15 protein-coding genes are annotated in these 16,242 nt (G+C 63.5%); 7 read left to right on the top strand and 8 right to left on the bottom strand.

The window, feature by feature from the left end; genetic code table 11:
- Nucleotides 1–331: 331 nt before the first annotated feature.
- The 3 genes from DBIPINDM_RS26865 to DBIPINDM_RS26855 all read right to left on the bottom strand — a co-directional run bounded on the left by DBIPINDM_RS26865 (nucleotide 332) and on the right by DBIPINDM_RS26855 (nucleotide 2,768).
- The gene (locus DBIPINDM_RS26865) at nucleotides 332–940 is read right to left on the bottom strand and encodes a glutathione S-transferase family protein (protein ID WP_258582026.1); all 609 of its coding nucleotides are present in this window, start codon (nucleotides 938–940) and stop codon (nucleotides 332–334) included.
- A gap of 83 nt (nucleotides 941–1,023) precedes the next feature.
- Nucleotides 1,024–1,893: an EAL domain-containing protein gene (locus DBIPINDM_RS26860; protein ID WP_258582025.1), complete on the bottom strand. Its 870-nt coding sequence runs from the start codon at nucleotides 1,891–1,893 to the stop codon at nucleotides 1,024–1,026.
- Nucleotides 1,890–2,768, bottom strand: a complete 879-nt coding sequence (locus tag DBIPINDM_RS26855; RefSeq protein WP_258582024.1) for an EAL domain-containing protein — start codon at nucleotides 2,766–2,768, stop codon at nucleotides 1,890–1,892. Before DBIPINDM_RS26855 ends, DBIPINDM_RS26860 begins: the two co-directional genes overlap by 4 nt.
- A 217-nt stretch (nucleotides 2,769–2,985) precedes the next feature.
- Here DBIPINDM_RS26855 and DBIPINDM_RS26850 point away from each other — a divergent pair, with 217 nt between their 5' ends.
- The gene (locus tag DBIPINDM_RS26850; protein WP_258589350.1) at nucleotides 2,986–4,188 is read left to right on the top strand and encodes a pyridoxal phosphate-dependent aminotransferase; all 1,203 of its coding nucleotides are present in this window, start codon (nucleotides 2,986–2,988) and stop codon (nucleotides 4,186–4,188) included.
- A gap of 69 nt (nucleotides 4,189–4,257) precedes the next feature.
- On the opposite strand, the gene DBIPINDM_RS26845 is transcribed toward DBIPINDM_RS26850, so the two are convergent.
- Both DBIPINDM_RS26845 and DBIPINDM_RS26840 read right to left on the bottom strand, forming a co-directional pair.
- Nucleotides 4,258–4,410 (bottom strand): hypothetical protein, encoded by a 153-nt coding sequence (locus DBIPINDM_RS26845; RefSeq protein ID WP_258582023.1) that lies wholly within the window; start codon nucleotides 4,408–4,410, stop codon nucleotides 4,258–4,260.
- Nucleotides 4,411–4,444: 34 nt separating this feature from the next.
- Nucleotides 4,445–5,773: an MFS transporter gene (locus DBIPINDM_RS26840; RefSeq protein ID WP_258582022.1), complete on the bottom strand. Its 1,329-nt coding sequence runs from the start codon at nucleotides 5,771–5,773 to the stop codon at nucleotides 4,445–4,447.
- A 118-nt stretch (nucleotides 5,774–5,891) separates the two neighbouring features.
- Here DBIPINDM_RS26840 and DBIPINDM_RS26835 point away from each other — a divergent pair, with 118 nt between their 5' ends.
- Entirely contained in the window at nucleotides 5,892–6,551 is a 660-nt protein-coding gene (locus DBIPINDM_RS26835; protein ID WP_258582021.1) for a TetR/AcrR family transcriptional regulator, read from the top strand.
- Between the two features lie 3 nt (nucleotides 6,552–6,554).
- Here DBIPINDM_RS26835 and DBIPINDM_RS26830 read toward each other — a convergent pair whose 3' ends face one another.
- On the bottom strand, nucleotides 6,555–6,950 hold the full coding sequence (locus DBIPINDM_RS26830) for a cupin domain-containing protein (RefSeq protein WP_258582020.1): 396 nt from the start codon (nucleotides 6,948–6,950) through the stop codon (nucleotides 6,555–6,557).
- A gap of 248 nt (nucleotides 6,951–7,198) precedes the next feature.
- Here DBIPINDM_RS26830 and DBIPINDM_RS26825 point away from each other — a divergent pair, with 248 nt between their 5' ends.
- From DBIPINDM_RS26825 to DBIPINDM_RS26815, 3 genes are all read left to right on the top strand, one after another.
- Entirely contained in the window at nucleotides 7,199–8,728 is a 1,530-nt protein-coding gene (locus DBIPINDM_RS26825) for a putative bifunctional diguanylate cyclase/phosphodiesterase (protein ID WP_258582019.1), read from the top strand.
- Between the two features lie 196 nt (nucleotides 8,729–8,924).
- Nucleotides 8,925–10,976, top strand: coding sequence for an elongation factor G (locus DBIPINDM_RS26820; RefSeq protein ID WP_258582018.1), 2,052 nt, complete (start codon nucleotides 8,925–8,927; stop codon nucleotides 10,974–10,976).
- A gap of 871 nt (nucleotides 10,977–11,847) precedes the next feature.
- Nucleotides 11,848–12,345 (top strand): methyltransferase family protein, encoded by a 498-nt coding sequence (locus DBIPINDM_RS26815; RefSeq protein ID WP_258582017.1) that lies wholly within the window; start codon nucleotides 11,848–11,850, stop codon nucleotides 12,343–12,345.
- Nucleotides 12,346–12,505: 160 nt separating this feature from the next.
- On the opposite strand, the gene DBIPINDM_RS26810 is transcribed toward DBIPINDM_RS26815, so the two are convergent.
- Entirely contained in the window at nucleotides 12,506–13,402 is an 897-nt protein-coding gene (locus tag DBIPINDM_RS26810; protein WP_258582016.1) for a LysR family transcriptional regulator, read from the bottom strand.
- A 92-nt stretch (nucleotides 13,403–13,494) separates the two neighbouring features.
- Nucleotides 13,495–14,469 carry a thioredoxin-disulfide reductase gene (trxB, locus tag DBIPINDM_RS26805; RefSeq protein WP_258582015.1) on the bottom strand — a complete coding sequence of 325 codons (975 nt, stop codon included), beginning with the start codon at nucleotides 14,467–14,469 and terminating at the stop codon, nucleotides 13,495–13,497.
- A gap of 253 nt (nucleotides 14,470–14,722) precedes the next feature.
- Here trxB and DBIPINDM_RS26800 point away from each other — a divergent pair, with 253 nt between their 5' ends.
- Both DBIPINDM_RS26800 and DBIPINDM_RS26795 read left to right on the top strand, forming a co-directional pair.
- Nucleotides 14,723–15,202, top strand: coding sequence for an Lrp/AsnC family transcriptional regulator (locus tag DBIPINDM_RS26800; protein ID WP_258582014.1), 480 nt, complete (start codon nucleotides 14,723–14,725; stop codon nucleotides 15,200–15,202).
- Between the two features lie 245 nt (nucleotides 15,203–15,447).
- Nucleotides 15,448–16,242, top strand: coding sequence for a glycosyltransferase family 2 protein (locus DBIPINDM_RS26795; RefSeq protein WP_258582013.1), 795 nt, complete (start codon nucleotides 15,448–15,450; stop codon nucleotides 16,240–16,242).

The raw sequence follows: 16,242 nt of genomic DNA, 5'->3' as shown, positions 1-16,242 counted from the left end.
GAGAAGCGCGCCCGGAGCGGAAAGGCCCGACACGCTGGATCAGCAGATAGCTGCCAGCCCGGACCGGACGCTCCCGATCAGGCTACCAAGAATGGGAAGGCGGGATTTATCCCGCCTTTTTGTTTGTCTAGACCACAGCGTCCTTCTCCCCGTTTACGGGGAGAAGTGCCCGGCAGGGCGATGAGGGGCAGCGCTGGCCTCTCAAGAGCAACGATCGTAGAGCCAATTGCGACAAAGGCTGGCGCCGCCCCTCATCTGGCTGCCGCCATCTTCTCCCCGTAAACGGGGCGAAGGACGCTATGTCGCTGCTTTCGCCAATCGCCGGCGTTCCTTACCCCACCCACCCGATCGGCACATGCCCCGGATCCGCCTCCACGCGGCCAAGCCAGGCCGCGACCGCAGGATAGGCATCGAGCTGGAAGCCGCCCTGCTCCGCCGTATGCGTGTAGGCATAGAGCGCGATGTCGGCGACGCTGAAGGCGGCTCCGGCGAAGAAAGCGTTGTGTTCCAAATACTTGTTCATCACGCCGAGCGCCTTGTTGCCGCGCTCCAGCGTCACGGCCAGCCGCTCGGGCGTCGCATCGCCTGCGCGTTCGGGAAAGGTCAGCAGCGCCTTGCGCACGGCGATATAGGGCTCATGGCTGTACTGCTCGAAGAACAGCCACTGATAGGCGAGCCCGCGCTCATACTTGTCCGCCGGCAGGAAGCGCGTCCCTTCGGCGAGGTAGAGCAGGATGGCGTTGGACTCGGCCAGCCGCCGGCCATCGTCGAGTTCGAGCAGCGGCACCATGGCGTTCGGATTCTTGGCGACAAAGTCGGCCTTCCGCGTGTCGCCGGTATGCGAACTCACCTCGATCGTGGTGAAGGCGAGGCCAAGCTTGGCCATCAGCAGGCGCGGCTTGTAGCAATTGCCGCTGTCGATCATGCTGTAAAGTATCATGGACGGTCCCCGGAGCGCTGCCTCGTAAAGGCGATTATCGCAGCGGCCGTGCTCTCAACCAATGATTTGTTTTGGCGCGACCATCAGCGCCGCTGATGCAAAGTCCTGGCAAAGAGGGGCACGACCTTGTTGTCGAAGCCCAGCAGCGCATCTACTGACAGCGGCTCCTCGTTGAAGATGGTGCCGGCCAGCGCCGGCCGGGCCAGAAGAAAGCCCTGCAGCAGGTCGACGCCGGCTTCGAGCGCGACGCGCAGATGGACGGGTTGCTCAATGCCTTCGACCAGCACCCTGGCGCCGCGGTCGTGCAGGCTTGACACCAGCGGGCGGAAGAAGCGTTCGGCGGCGGTGTGGCGGCAGAACTCCGCGAACCAGCCGCCATCGATCTTGACGATATCAGGCTTGAGCAGGCTCACCCGCTCCTCGGTCGAATGACCGGTGCCGAAATCATCGATGGCGATGCGGATGCCGTCGCGCCGCATTTCGCGCACCAGCCGGGCGAGAAGCGCGTCGTCCGCCGCCTGTTCGGTGATTTCGCAAACCAGCATGCCGGGGGCGAGGCCGAGCTCGCCGAGATGCCGGCTCATCAGCCGGATTTCGGCCAGCGCCCGCCCGGGATGGTCGTTGATCATCGGATTGTAGTTGAAGAACAGATCGAGCCCGTCGACGCCGATGTTGTGGAAATTCCTTAAGTGCAGCACCCGGCACATGGTCTCGACAAACAGCCGGTCCGGCGCGGCGATGCTTTCAAAGAACGCCCGCGGCGAGCCTGCGCGGCCGGCACGATGCGGCTCGATCAGGCCCTCGACTGCCACCGCGTGCAGCGAACGCCCAAGCGGCGCGAAGATCGGCTGGTAGGCGCTGCGCAAGCGGAAGTCGCCACAGACGCCGTATTCGATGCCGATCTCGTCGGCGAAGATCGCGTCGCCGACATTGCGCCGCCGCTCGAGCCTCATGGCGCGACCCGGCGTCCGAAGGCTTTTGCCGGCCGTGAGGCCGGCGCCGCCGGTGCGGCAGTCGCGGTGACGGCCTCCGGCGTGGTTTTGCCGAAAACACGGAAACTCGTCGGCGCCAGTTCCGGCCGCGCCAGCACAAAGCCCTGGATCATCGAAGCGCCGGACTTCTCGGCGAGCTCCAGTTGCCATCCCTCCTCGATGCCCTCGAACACGGTGCGGATGCCCTGTTCCTCGAAGCTTTTCACCATGGTGGTCAAGAGCGCGAAGCCGGCGCCTGATTCCATCAGCTGCGTGATCCAGTAGGCGTCGAACTTGACGATGTCGGGCTTCAATTCCTTGATGCGGTTGATGTCGGAATCGTCGGCGCCATAGTCATCGACGGCGATGCGGAAGCCGTTGGCCCTGAGTGCGGCGACGAAGCCATGCAGGGCCTCCTGCGATGCCGACCGCTGCTCGGTCACCTCGCACACGACGCGGCCGGGATCGATGCCGGCCTCGTGCAGCACCAGCCGCATTTCGCGCAAGGCATTGTCGGCGATCGACCGCTCGGTGAACACCGACGGGTCGAAATTGACGAAGATCGACGCCTCCTGCGGCAGGCAGGCGCCGGCATTGAGCAGATGCAGCGTCCTGGTCAGCGCCTCGACATGCAGGCGGTCGGCGGCCGGACAGGTCGAGAAGAAGGTCATCGGCGATTGCGGCTCGCCATCGCGGAACGGCCGGATCAGCCCTTCGAAGGCGGCAACCGACAGCTTACCCTCCTTGAAGGCGAAGATCGGCTGGAAGGCACTTTGCAGCGTGTAGATACCCCAGACACCGGTAGAGGTGCCGTCGTCATGACGGATGATATGGGCAAGCCCGATGCTGCGCGACACGGTTCCTCGCTCCGCGGATTGGCGGAATGGATTGCGATCCTGCCATGCAAGCCTCTACCGCCCGTTAATGAATTTAGTGTTGCCGATCACGCCGCATTGACCGCGGCGCCCCACCTGGCCCAGCCGAGAAGGCTTGCACTGAGGGGAATGATGCGACATGAGAAGCGCCGCGGCCGCTCCTGGCCGCGCCGATCTTCTCAAGGAGAGATATCTGGTCATGGCCTTTCTTGCCGACACCCTTTCCCGCGTAAAGCCTTCCGCCACCATCGCGGTGACGCAGAAAGCGCGCGAGCTGAAAAATGCCGGCCGTGACATTATCGGCCTCGGCGCCGGCGAGCCGGATTTCGACACGCCCGACAACATCAAGAATGCGGCGATCGAGGCGATCCGCCGTGGCGAGACCAAGTACCCGCCGGTTTCGGGCATCGTGCCGCTGCGCGAAGCAATCGCGAAGAAATTCAAGCGCGAGAACAATCTCGACTACAGGCCAGAGCAGACCATTGTCGGCACCGGCGGCAAGCAGATCCTGTTCAATGCCTTCATGGCGACGCTGAACCCCGGCGACGAGGTCATCATCCCCCGCCCCTACTGGGTCAGCTACCCCGAAATGGTGGCGATCTGCGGCGGCACGTCGGTGTTCGCCGATACCTCGATCGAGAATGGTTTCAAGCTGACGGCCGCGGTGCTGGAAAAGGCGATCACGCCGAAGACCAAATGGCTGCTGATGAACTCGCCGTCGAACCCGTCGGGCGCCGCCTACACGGAAGCGGAGCTGCGCGCGCTGGCTGATGTGTTGCTCAAGCATCCGCATGTCTGGACGCTGACTGACGACATGTACGAGCACCTGACCTATGGCGACTTCGTCTTCAAGACCATCGCCGAGGTCGAGCCGAAGCTCTACGAGCGCACGCTGACCATGAACGGCGTCTCGAAAGCCTATGCCATGACCGGCTGGCGCATCGGCTATGCCGCCGGTCCCGTCCAGCTGATCAAGGCGATGGACATGATCCAGGGCCAGCAGACCTCGGGCGCCTGCACTATCGCGCAATGGGCTTCCGTCGAGGCGCTCAACGGCCCGCAGGACTTCATCGCCAAGAACAAGGCGATCTTTCAAGGGCGGCGCGATCTGGTCGTCTCGATGCTCAACCAGGCACGCGGCATCTCTTGCCCGTCGCCGGAAGGCGCCTTCTATGTCTATCCGTCCTGCGCCCAGCTGATCGGCAAGAAGACCAAGGCCGGCAAGGCGATCGACACCGACGAGGCCTTCTGCGCGGAACTGCTCGAGGCCGAAGGTGTGGCGGTGGTGTTCGGCTCGGCCTTCGGCCTTGGCCCCAACTTCCGCATCTCCTACGCGACCTCGGAGACACTGCTGGAGGAAGCCTGCACGCGCATCCAGCGTTTTACGGCATCGCTGACCTGATCGGATCGATCTGAAGACAACGAGAACCCGGCGCGCCATCGCCGGGTTTTTTGTTGGAGGCGAAGCAGCTCACGCCTGCTGCTTTGCTTCCCGAGCCAAGCGCGCCTCGGCCGGCGCGAGCACAGCGATCAACAGTGCCGCGGTGAGAAACGCGGCAATCGCCGCCGTCAGCATGGCGGCGTGGAAGCCGCCGGCATAGGCTGTCGCGAACAGTTCGTGCACGCCACCCGCGCCCATCGCCGCGTCGGTTGCGAAATCATGCCGTGATATGGCGGCCCGGGCCACCGCTTCGGCATTGGGCACATCCGCATCGCTGATATCCGGCGAGCAGCTTCGTCGCCCGCATGCTCATCAGGGCGCCAAGCAGGGCGATGCCGATGGCCAGCCCGCTCTGGCGGGTGGCATTGATGACCGCCGACACCATGCCCGAGCGCTCGCGCGGCGCGTAGGACATGGCGGCCGCACTGCCGGTCGGGATCGCCAGCGAGTTGCCGAGGCCGTTGATGGCGAACAGAGCGCACAGCACCGTATAGGGCGTCGATGGCCCGGCCCAGCACATGCCGAGCATCGAAAGGCCGATCAGCACATAGCCCACCGTCATCAAAAGCGAATGTCCATAGCGGGCGCTCAGCCGGCCGATCCAGGGCGACACCACGATCTGGACAAGGAAGGCCGGCGCCATGCGCAGGCCGGTCTGCGTTGGCGACCAGCCCTGCACCTGCTGCAGGAACATCGAGAAGAAGAAGACGCTGGTGTAGGAGGTGAAGCCGAGCGCGAACGAGGCGACATTGGCGACGGCAAAGCGCACGTCGCGGAACAGGCCGAGCGGCAGCATCGGCCGCGCCGTGCGCGCCTCGAAGCCAAGGAAGACCGCCAGGCCAACCACACCGGTAATGATGGCCGTGATGGTCGTGGGATCGCTCCAGCCGCTCTCGCCGGCCGAGATCAGGCCGAAGGTCAACGCGCCGAGCCACAGGATCGACAGCGCCAGGCCGACAAGGTCGAGATGGGCATGTTCGGGATGCGCCGTCTCCTCGATCGAAGCAGCACCGAGCGCAATGGTGAAAAGGCCGAGCGGCAGGTTGATCAGAAAAATGCTCTGCCAGCCGACGGTCTGCACAAGTATGCCGCCCAGCACCGGGCCGACGACCAGCGAAACGGCGGCGAATGAGGCCCAGCCGCCGATGACGCCCGCCCGTTCGCGCGGATCCGGGAAGGCTTGCGTCAGGATCGACAGCGCGCCGGGAATGAGCAGCGATCCGGCAATGCCTTGCACCACCCGGCCGGCCAGCAGCGCCGGCAGGTTGGGCGCGACGGCGCAGATCAGCGAACCGGCGACGAAGATGCCGACGCCGGCGAGCCACGAGCGCTTGCGGCCGTAGCGGTCGCCGATCAGTCCCGACGACAGCATGAAGGCCGACAGGCAGAGCGTGTAGGCATCGACCACCCATTGCAGGCCGCCGAAATCGGTGTGCAGCGCCTGCTGGATGGTCGGCAGCGCGACATTGACGATGCTGACATCGAGCAAAGCGACGAACGAGCCGAGATAGACGGCGGCAACGAGCGGCAGGCGGTTCTTCGGCATGGTCTATCCAAACATGAAACTTGCAGCCATCTACGCCACTGACCGACGGTCAGTCAATATAGATAAGTCACTTTGGAATCATTATAAAAGGCTTGTCTCGGCCGTTAGAAGCAGGTTAATGGAAGTCAATAAGCCAGCGCTGCGGAAAGACCCGAACGGTGAGCCGAACCCTATGCCTGTCATTGCCAGGAAGGCACTGAAACCACGCACCAAGCCGGCCGAGGTGCGTCGCGAAGACATCCTGCGGGCCGCCACGTCCCTGTTCGTTGCCAAGGGCGTTGGCACCACGACGATCGACGAGATCGCCAGCCGGGCCGAAGTGGCCAAGGGCACCTTCTATCTCTATTTCACATCCAAGGAGGATGTTGTCGCCGCCCTGCGCGAACGCTTCGTCAGCGGATTTCGCGCCCGCATGTTGAACGCGATCGACGCCTGCTCGCCCGATGACTGGACCGGTCGCCTGAAGAGTTTCGTCAGCGCCGGCATCGCGGCCTATCTCGACGACCATCAGTTGCACGACGTCGTCTTCCACGACCATCGCCCCGACCAGCGGCAGATGAAAGGCGACAATCCGCTACTGGGCGATCTCTCCGCCCTGCTGGCGGCCGGCGCGAAAGCCGGCGCCTGGTCGGTCGGCCATCCGGACCTTGCCGCGATCGTCCTGTTCAACGGGCTGCACGGCGCGGTCGATCATGCAATCGAACGCGGCGTGCGCGAGGGCAGCGAACTCGCCGAAAACCTCTCGGCGCTGTTCCTCAGCATGTTGCGGCCCGAATAGGACTCAGCTGGCGTATTGCTCGCCGGAAACCGCTTCCAGCCAGTCGACATAGACACCGTCCAGCGCTTCCTGCATGGCGATATGCGTCATCGCCGATTTCGGCGCCGCACCATGCCAGTGCTTCTCGCCGGGCGCGAACGAGACCACGTCGCCGGCCCTGATCTGCTGGACCGGGCCACCCAATGTCTGGGCAAGCCCGGCACCGGAGGTGACATAAAGTGTCTGGCCGAATGGATGCGTGTGCCAGTGGGTGCGCGCGCCCGGCTCGAAGCTGACCAGTGTCGCTCTCAGCCGCGCCGGCGCCTCGCTCTCGATGATCGGCGTCTGCAGAACCCGGCCGGTGAAATACTTCTCCGGCGCTATGACGGTCGGCACGCTGCCGCAAGCAATGATCTTCATGGTCTGATCCTGAAACTGGAGGTGAAGCGACCGGCGGCAAACGCCGCCCTTTATCGAGACAGAAAGCATTCTCGACCGATATCATCCGGGGCGCAACCGGCTGTTTCGGCGGCCTGGAGAAAGACCGGGTTCTCTCTCCTTAACCATGAACCTTTTCCGCATGGCGACACGGCGCGAAACGACGGCGAATTCAATGTCTTCTTAACGGCTCACCACTAGCCGTGAGCCTGCATTGCGGGGGCTGGCGGATGAGCATACTGGCGACGATCAAGGACCATAGCGGCCGGATCTATCGTGGCATCCAGGCCCTGCTTCTGCTCAGCATCGGCGCGGCCGCACTCGGCGCTTTCGACATTTCACGGAACCTGCCCTCGGACGGCGCCTTCGCCGTTTCGATCCTGGCCACCAGCCTTGCCTTGCTGGCGCTGATGTATATGCGCAGCAGCGTCGTCCACCGCCTGCGCTCGGCGGCGGCCGCCGAGGCGGAAAAACATCATTTCCTGACCAGGGACGCCATGACCGGGGCGATGACCAGGCGCTATTTCCTCGAAGCGCTGCGCGACAGTCTGGGCACCATGCGCGACCGGCGCGAGGCGACCCTGCTTTTGATCGACGTCGATCACTTCAAGCAGCTCAACGACACGTTCGGACATCAGTTCGGCGACCTCGCTCTGGTGCACCTGGTCAAGACTTCAGAACGCATCTTTGCAGGCGGCATGGTCGGGCGGCTGGGCGGCGACGAATTCGGCGTCGTCATTCCGCATAGCGACCTCGCCGCCATCAACAAGGATATCAGGCAATTGCTCGATACGATGCGGGCCGGCAAATCGCATGAAGGCAAGACCATTCCACTCTCCATTTCGGTCGGCGTGGCGCTGGCGCCGGCCCATGCCTCCAACACGGCGGAACTGATGCTGGTTGCCGACCTGGCGCTCTATGAAAGCAAGGCGGCGGGCCGTGGCCGCGTCACCGTGTTCGACGAGGAGATGCTGTCCGACAAGCGCTACCGGCGCCTGGTCGAGCGGGAATTGCGCGCCGCGGTCTATCTCGGCGAGCTCGAGCTGCACTATCAGCCGATCGTCAATCCGGACGGGTCCACTTGTGCTTTCGAAGGCCTGATCCGCTGGCGCCATCCGGTTCGCGGGCTGATTTCGCCGGCCGAGTTCATTCCCATCGCCGAACGCTCGACGCTGATCGACATGCTGGGCGAATGGGTGTTCAAGCGGGCTTGCGCCGATGTCGGCCATTTCCCCGGGCGCCGCATCTCGATCAACGTCTCCGGCGAGCAGCTGAAGCGCGACGAGATCGTCACCATGTGCGACCGCGTGCTGAAGGAAACCGGCCGTTCGGCGGCGCAATTCATCATCGAGATCACCGAGACGGTGGCGACCGCCGCCACGCCGGAAATCCTGCGGCGCCTCGAAGCGTTGCGCGGCCTCGGCTTCCACATCGCGCTCGACGATTTCGGCACCGGCCATTGCGGCTTCAACTATCTGAAAACCTTGCCCATCGACAGCATCAAGATCGACCGCTCCTACATCCGCAGCCTTGCCCACGACCAGGTGGCGCAGATCTTCGTTTCGGCGCTGGCGCAGATCGCGCGCATCCAGGACGTCACCATCGTGGCGGAAGGCGTCGAGACACAGGAAGAGTTCGCGCTGGCCAAGGCCGCCGGCTGCAACCGTTTCCAGGGCTATTTCTTCGGCAAGCCGGCGCCGCGCGACAAGGTGATCCCCTTGCGCGCCATCAATGCCGAACCCATGGCGCTGAGCGCCTGAGGCGCAAGGGACCGGATTTCTATTTCCCTTGCCCTGCCGGCAAACAAGTGGGACGATGCTTTTGGGCAGGTGGCGACATGAAAAGAACCCCGCCCGCGACGGTCGAACAGGCCGGCCGCCGCTCAGGACCGATTGACCACGCCTGAACCATGCATGCCAGTCGGTCCCTAGGGAAACGCCTGAGTGGAGGTCAGCCATGGGTACTCGCGCCGGAGGACGACGCACGGGACCGAAATGCATTGCCATAGTCGGTCCCTTTGCAAGCGGTAAGACGACACTTCTCGAAGCCATACTGGCCCGTACGGGCGCCATCCCCCGACAAAATCCCGTTTCATCAGGCAACACCGTCTCGGATCATTCGCCGGAAGCGCGCGCCCACGCCATGAGCGTCGAGGCGACGGTCGCCACCACCGAGTTCATGGGCGAGCAGATCACCTTCGTCGATTGTCCCGGCTCGATCGAATTCTCCTTCGAGGCCGAGCCGGTGCTGGCCGCCTGCGACCTAGCAGTGGTCGTGGCCGAGGCCGACGAAAAGAAGATCCCTGCCTTGCAACTCATCATGCGCAAGCTCGACGACCTCGGCGTGCCGCGCATCCTGTTCCTCAACAAGGTCGACAAGGCGATAGCAGGCGTGCGCGACACGCTGAAGATGCTGCAGCCGGCAAGCTCCGTGCCGCTCCTGCTGCGCCAGATTCCGCTGCGCAAGGACGGCGTCGTCATCGGCTCCATCGATCTGGCGCTGGAGCGCGCCTACATCTACCGCGAATATGCCGAAAGCGAGGTTGCTCAGATACCGGGCGACGACAAGGCGCGCGAATTGGAGGCGCGCTTCTCCATGCTGGAAACCCTGGCCGACCATGACGACCAACTGATGGAACAGCTGCTCGAGGAGATCGAGCCGCCGAAGGATGCGATCTTCGACGACCTCGCCGCCGATCTGCGCGATGGCGCGATAACGCCGGTGCTGATCGGCACGGCGGAAAGAGGCAATGGCGTGCTGCGCCTCTTGAAGGCGATCCGCCACGACGCACCCGACATCGAGGCGACCCGCAAGCGGCTTGGCGCTCTGGACGGCGGTGCCACCGTGGTCCAGGTGATGAAGACCATCCACACGCCGCATGGCGGCAAGCTGTCGGTGTCGCGTATCCTGTCCGGCCAGGTCGCCGACGGCTCGGAACTCTGGCTGCCCGGCGGCGACACGGCCAAGGTTTCCGGCATCTACAAGATGCTCGGCAAGGACCAGTTCAAGCTCACCGCCGCCAAGGCCGGCGACACCGTGGCGCTCGGCAAGCTGGACGAGGTCAAGACCGGCCAGACGCTGACCTCGGCCAAGGGCGGCACAAAGCAGCTGTTCACGTTCGAGCCGCCGCAGCCGGTCTTCGCCTTTGCGCTCAGGCCAAAGGAGCGCAAGGACGAGGTCAAGATGTCGGCCGCCATCCAGCGGCTGGCCGAGGAAGATCCCTCGCTCAGCCTGCGCCACAACCAGGATTCGGCCGAGACGGTGCTGTCAGGCCATGGCGAGATGCATCTGCGTGTCGTGCGCGAGCGGCTGGAGGGCAAGAACCAGATCCCGGTCGAAGGCCACGCGCCGGCGGTGCCCTATCGCGAGACGATCCGCAAACCGGCGCAGCAGCGCGGTCGCCACAAGAAGCAGTCGGGCGGCCATGGCCAGTTCGGCGATGTGGTGATCGAGATCAAGCCGCTGCCGCGCGGCTCCGGCTTCCAGTTCACCGACACCATCACCGGCGGCGTCGTGCCGAAGACCTATATCCAGTCGGTCGAGACCGGCGTGCGCGATTACCTGAAGACAGGTCCGCTCGGCTTCCCCGTCGTCGACGTCGCCGTCAACCTGTCGGACGGCTCCTACCATGCGGTCGATTCCTCCGACATGGCCTTCCAGATGGCGGCGAAGCTGGCGATGAAGGAAGGCATGGCCGCCTGCTCGCCGGTGCTGCTGGAGCCGGTAATGAAGGTCGAGATCGTCACGCCGTCCGACGCGACCTCGAAGATCATTGCGCTGATCCCGCAGCGGCGCGGCCAGATCCTCGGCTATGACGCGCGGCCCGACTGGCCGGGATGGGATGTCGTCGAGGCGACGATGCCGCAGGCCGAGATCGGCGACCTGATCATCGAACTGCGCTCGGCGACCGCGGGTGTCGCCAGCTATCGCGCCGCCTTCGACCATATGGCCGAACTCACCGGCCGCCTCGCCGACGAAGCGATGAACACCAACGGCAAGGCTGCCTGATTTCGTCGCGATCAGCCACTCTCTCCCCGTTTATGGGGAGAGATGTCCGGTCCACCCTCCGCAGCTGCTGCGGAGGACGGGCAGGACAGCGAGGGCAGCGCCAACGTTGAGGATTGTCAAAGTCCATGACGCAGCAGGACTATGCCAGTCGCCCAAAGGTGAGCCGCGGCTTTGCGACGGCAACGTGCACAAAAACCAAAAACGACGCCCGGGGGCCGGACGTCGTTTTTGCGGACCGTTTTCTTGGGAGGGGAAACGCCAGGTCCGCCGCATGTTCCGTGGCCGCGCTTTCGGCGGAAATAGGTTCGGACGCGGTAGCCGCCTGAGCCCGGGCCGTACGAGTGATGCCCCCATCCCCCGTCCGAACCACACCGCGTCCTATGCTCTACATAGCAGCGGAAGGCATCGTTGTCATGTTACCAGAGGTTACATGACACTGTTACGCGGCAATCCTGGTGAAATGCTCAGCCATCCCGGCAGGGTCCGGGCAACAAAAAAGCCGGATCAACGAAGATCCGGCTGAGTTTGATTGGAAGTGCCTGTTAAGGCTAACCTCCAGAGGGGAACACTCGAGGGCGCTAATGGGAGGAGAACGCGCCCAGGAGATGATCTATATATCTGCTCATCATGCCCAAGAAACAAGCATCTATTTTGCAACACACGCATGCAAAAAGATGCAGGCTGTGGTCTAACCCATTCCTGGGGCGAATAGGACCAGAAAAATTGCCGAAATCGAGCGCGCGGCTGGGTCATTGTCGTCATGAAAACGTCATTTCCGGCCGATTTTGTTCCAAAATGCCGAGAAACACCTGATGACCTGGAAACAGGCAGTGACCGTTCAATTCTGAGGCAGCCAGGCAAGGAACAGCCAATGCGTCCTTTTTCAGCGATCGCCGGCAGCGGCATTTTCCTGATCGCAGCGCCGGGTGTGGTTGCCGGACTTGTTCCCTGGCTGCTCAGCGATCACTGGGGCTTGCCGTGGTCCACAGTGCCGGGCTTCGTCTTTGCCGGCGGCGTCCTCATCGTCGCCGCGGCCGCCATGCTGCTGCATGCCTTCGCCCGCTTCGCGCTGGAGGGATTGGGCACCCCTGCCCCCGTCGCGCCTACAGAGAAGCTCGTGATCGGCGGCATCTACCGTCATGTCCGCAACCCAATGTATGTCGCCGTGCTGTCGATCATCATCGGCCAGGCGCTGCTGTTCTCGAGCTGGACGCTTGTCGTCTATGCCGTCATCGGCGCTGTTGTCATGAGCTCCTTCGTCAGGCTCTACGAAGAGCCGACGCTCGCCCGCCGCTACGGCGCCGAATATGAAATCTACCGCCGCAACGTCCCTGGCTGGGTGCCGCGCCTGACGCCCTGGCGAGAGTGAACCAAGCAGCACCGCCCAGGGCATGTTGAGATTCAGGTCAGGCCGAGTCGAGAATGGTGGCTTCCGAGAACCGGAGCGGAGCGTACTTTTTGTACGTGAGCACCGGAAGCGCAGGAGGGCGCCATTCGCAGGCCGGCCTCACCTGAATATCGGCATGCCCTTAAAATGACCAGCTTCTGGCCTTGGCAATGATGAAGTCGCGAAACACGTGCAGCTTGGCCTGGTTCTTCATCGCGTCGGGATAGGCGAAATAGGTGTCGAAGGACGGCACCTCGGTCTCCGGCAAAAGCTGCACCAGGCCGGAGTCCTTGCTGATCACATAGTCGGGCAGCATGGCGACGCCGGCGCCGCCCTGCACGGCGCGCTTGATCGACAATATGTCGTTGATCTGCAGCGACGGCACGCGCTGGCCACCCTCGAAATCGCCGACCGTCTCCAGCCAGTTCAACTCCGACAGATGCGACGGCACCGGCAGGCCGAAGGTGACGATGCGATGGTTCCTGAGCTCGGCGACGGAGGCCGGCTTGCCATGCTTGGCGACATAGGAGGGTGCCGCGTAGAGATGGAAATGCACGGTGAACAGGCGGCGCTGGATCAGGTCCGGCTGCTGCGGCTGGCGCAGCCGGATGGCGCAGTCGGCCTGGCGCATGGTGAGGTCGAGTTCCTCGTTGGCGAGGATCAGCTGCAGGCTGATCTCGGGATAGAGCTCGATGAACTCCTGCACCCGCTCAGTCAGCCAGCCGGCGCCGAGACCGACGGTCGTCGTCACACGAAGCACGCCGGAGGGCCGGTCCTTGGTCTCGGTCAGGCGCGACTTGATGGTCTCGAGTTTCATCAGCACGTCATGCGCCGTGCGGAACAGCATCTCGCCCTGTTCGGTCAGCACCAGGCCGCGCGCATGGCGATTGAACAGCGGCACGCCGACATCGTGCTCGAGCGCGCTGACCTGCCGCGATATCGCCGATTGCGACAGATGCAATGTCTCGGCCGCGTGTGTAAACGACCCCGCTTCCGCCGCAGCGTGAAACACGCGTAGCTTGTCCCAGTCCAACGCCATGATACCCCTCGTTCTGTTTGGCGTCTGAATGAAAAATCAGGCTTTTACACGGCGTTTCTAAGCCGTTTTTTTAACAGTTTTGCAAGCGGCCCCTATTCCGCCGCTTCGCGATGCACCTCGATACCGGCCAGATACTTTTCCGCTTCCAGTGCTGCCATGCAGCCGAGCCCCGCCGCCGTCACCGCCTGGCGATAGATATCGTCGGTCACGTCGCCCGCGGCGAACACACCGGGCACGTCGGTGCGCGTCGAATCCGGCGCCGTCCAGAGGTAGCCATTCGGCTTCTGCTTCAGCTTGCCGGCGAACAGCTCGACCGCCGGTGCATGGCCGATCGCTACGAACACGCCGTCGACCTTGAGGTGCGTTTCGGCGCCGGTCACCGCGTGCTTGAGCTTCAGCCCTTCGACCGACGGCGGCAGCGGCGCCTTGCCGGGGCGGCCGGTGATCTCGTCGACGATCGTGTCCCAGATGACGCGGACATTGTCCTTCTTCAACAGCCGCTCGCGCAGGATACGCTCGGCACGAAAGTCGCTGCGCCTGTGGATGACCGTCACGCTCTTGGCGAGGTTCGACAGATAGAGTGCCTCCTCCACCGCCGAATTGCCGCCGCCGACCACCGCGACATCCTTGCCGCGATAGAAGAAGCCGTCACAGGTGGCGCAGGCCGAGACACCGAAGCCCATGAAATCCTGCTCGGTCGGAATGCCCAGCCACTTCGCCTGCGCGCCGGTGGCGATGATCAGCGCGTCGGCCGTGTAGGTGGTGCCGGAATCGCCCTTGGCGCGGAACGGCCGCACGTTGAGGTCGACCTCGGTGATGATGTCGTTGATGATGTCGGTGCCGACATGCTCGGCCTGCTTGAGCATCTGTTCCATCAGCCACGGTCCCTGGATAGGGTCGGCGAAGCCGGGATAGTTTTCGACATCGGTGGTGATCATCAGCTGGCCGCCCTGCTGCAGGCCGGCGACCAGCATCGGCTTCAGCATGGCGCGTGCGGCATAGACCGCCGCTGTATAGCCGGCCGGGCCGGAACCGATGATGAGAACAGGCGCGTGCTTGGTGATCATTTAAAGCCTCTGCGGGGCAGACAAGGAGTGTGTCTTGGAGAAAGACGTGGAATTCGCGCTTAATGTAAGGGTTGCCAACCACGCCAGCAAGACGAACGGGCCGTCGTCCCCGGAAAGCTTCGGCCCAAGCGGTTATTCGCACGATCGCCGCTTTCGTTACCGTTCAAAAATCGCGTTGATGAGGGCTGGCGCCAACACAAAAGTCGTTTAATTACAAAATCGCGAAAGATTCTTGCGCCGAGCTGAGACCGCCATGCCCCTGAAAGCCGACCTCGACGCCATCGACTGGAAGATCCTGCGCGAGCTGCAGGCGGACGGGCGCATGACCAATGTCGAACTGTCGAACCGCGTCGGCATTTCGGCGCCGCCCTGCCTGCGCCGGGTCAAGCGGCTGGAGGAGGCCGGCATCATCCGCGGCTACCGCGCGCTGCTCAACGCGCCTGCGCTCGGCCTCGATGTCGTCGCCTTCTGCCTGGTCGGCCTGCATCATCAGGCCGATGCCGAGCTGCGCACCTTCGCCGAACGCACGCGCGGCTGGCCGATCGTGCGCGATGCCTGGATGGTTTCGGGCGAATCCGATTTCCTGCTGCACTGCGTGACAAGCGACCTCGGCGCCTTCCAGACCTTCGTCATCGAGGAACTGACCTCGACGCCGAATGTCGACACGGTGCGTACCGCGCTCACCATCCGCCGGGTCAAGGATGAAGGCCTGGTCTCGTTCGAGCGCCCCTGAGGCCGCGAACGCCTACGCGTGGCGAATTCCTGGCCTTCGCCACACCGGCGCCGCGTTGGTATTCGACAGACGCTGATGTACAAGGCTGGACGGCTCTACCGGACTTGGTCGCTCGACTGACCGCTTGATTGGTTTCTCAAGCAATTCCAGGAAAAATGTGTAACGGTTTTCCGCCCGGAATTGCTTGAGAATAGATAGCGTAGGCAGCGTGAATTCCGGGGGCGGCCCGCCATGGGAAGGGGACCATGACTCGATTTGCAAGCCCGGTCTCGGCGCTTATCATCTGCGTGAACGAGGCCGATATGATCGGCCCGTGCCTGGAAAGCATCGACTTCTGCGCCGAGATCATCGTCGTCGATTCAGGCTCGACCGACGGCACCATCGAATGCGTGCAAGGCTATATCGCCAAGGGCTACCCGATAACGCTGCTGCACAATGACTGGCCGGGGTTTCCGCGTCAGCGGCAATTCTCGCTCGACCACGCCACCCAGCCCTGGTGTCTTTCGATCGACCCGGACGAGCGCGTCGACGACCAACTGCGGCAGTCGATCGTCGCCATCACGCAGGCGGACGACGACAAGATCAGCGGCTGGTACATCCGCCGCCGCGATTGGCTGAAGGGCTATGGCTATGCGCACCGCTGGGTGCTGCACAACAGGCTGATGCGGCTTTTCCGCCGGGAAGGCGCCACCATGGATCTCACCGCGCGGGTGCACGAAGCTTTCCACGTGCCGGGCGAGACCGGCACGATCGAAGAGGGCGTCCTGCTGCATCGCCGCGAAATATCGGTCGAGGAGGATCTTGCCCGGGCCAACGCCTATTCCGGCCTCAAGGCCGTCACGCTGGTCGAGAAGGGCAAGAACCCCGGCCTGGTGCGCCTAGTGCTGTCGCCGTTCGGCAACTTCCTGAAATTCTACCTGGCCAAGCGCTACTTCCTGTGCGGCCGACATGGCTTCGTCTACTCGATGTCGGTGATGATCTATTCCTTCGCCACCGAGGCCAAACTCTACGAAGCCTCGGAACGCAACGATCCCTTGTGA

This window comes from Mesorhizobium sp. AR02 (genome assembly GCF_024746835.1).
Lineage (GTDB): Bacteria > Pseudomonadota > Alphaproteobacteria > Rhizobiales > Rhizobiaceae > Mesorhizobium.
Note: the sequence above shows the minus strand (reverse complement) of the source record. Positions and strands in the feature narration are given on the sequence as shown.

Bases quoted from the DNA above. Each gene is read 5' to 3' on its own strand.
- DBIPINDM_RS26865 (WP_258582026.1), bottom strand. From the start codon at position 940: ATGATACTTTACAGCATGATCGACAGCGGCAATTGCTACAAGCCGCGC.
- DBIPINDM_RS26860 (WP_258582025.1), bottom strand. From the start codon at position 1,893: ATGAGGCTCGAGCGGCGGCGCAATGTCGGCGACGCGATCTTCGCCGAC.
- DBIPINDM_RS26850 (WP_258589350.1), top strand. From the start codon at position 2,986: ATGGCCTTTCTTGCCGACACCCTTTCCCGCGTAAAGCCTTCCGCCACC.
- DBIPINDM_RS26840 (WP_258582022.1), bottom strand. From the start codon at position 5,773: ATGCCGAAGAACCGCCTGCCGCTCGTTGCCGCCGTCTATCTCGGCTCG.
- DBIPINDM_RS26835 (WP_258582021.1), top strand. From the start codon at position 5,892: ATGGAAGTCAATAAGCCAGCGCTGCGGAAAGACCCGAACGGTGAGCCG.
- DBIPINDM_RS26830 (WP_258582020.1), bottom strand. From the start codon at position 6,950: ATGAAGATCATTGCTTGCGGCAGCGTGCCGACCGTCATAGCGCCGGAG.
- DBIPINDM_RS26825 (WP_258582019.1), top strand. From the start codon at position 7,199: ATGAGCATACTGGCGACGATCAAGGACCATAGCGGCCGGATCTATCGT.
- DBIPINDM_RS26820 (WP_258582018.1), top strand. From the start codon at position 8,925: ATGGGTACTCGCGCCGGAGGACGACGCACGGGACCGAAATGCATTGCC.
- DBIPINDM_RS26815 (WP_258582017.1), top strand. From the start codon at position 11,848: ATGCGTCCTTTTTCAGCGATCGCCGGCAGCGGCATTTTCCTGATCGCA.
- DBIPINDM_RS26810 (WP_258582016.1), bottom strand. From the start codon at position 13,402: ATGGCGTTGGACTGGGACAAGCTACGCGTGTTTCACGCTGCGGCGGAA.
- trxB (WP_258582015.1), bottom strand. From the start codon at position 14,469: ATGATCACCAAGCACGCGCCTGTTCTCATCATCGGTTCCGGCCCGGCC.
- DBIPINDM_RS26800 (WP_258582014.1), top strand. From the start codon at position 14,723: ATGCCCCTGAAAGCCGACCTCGACGCCATCGACTGGAAGATCCTGCGC.
- DBIPINDM_RS26795 (WP_258582013.1), top strand. From the start codon at position 15,448: ATGACTCGATTTGCAAGCCCGGTCTCGGCGCTTATCATCTGCGTGAAC.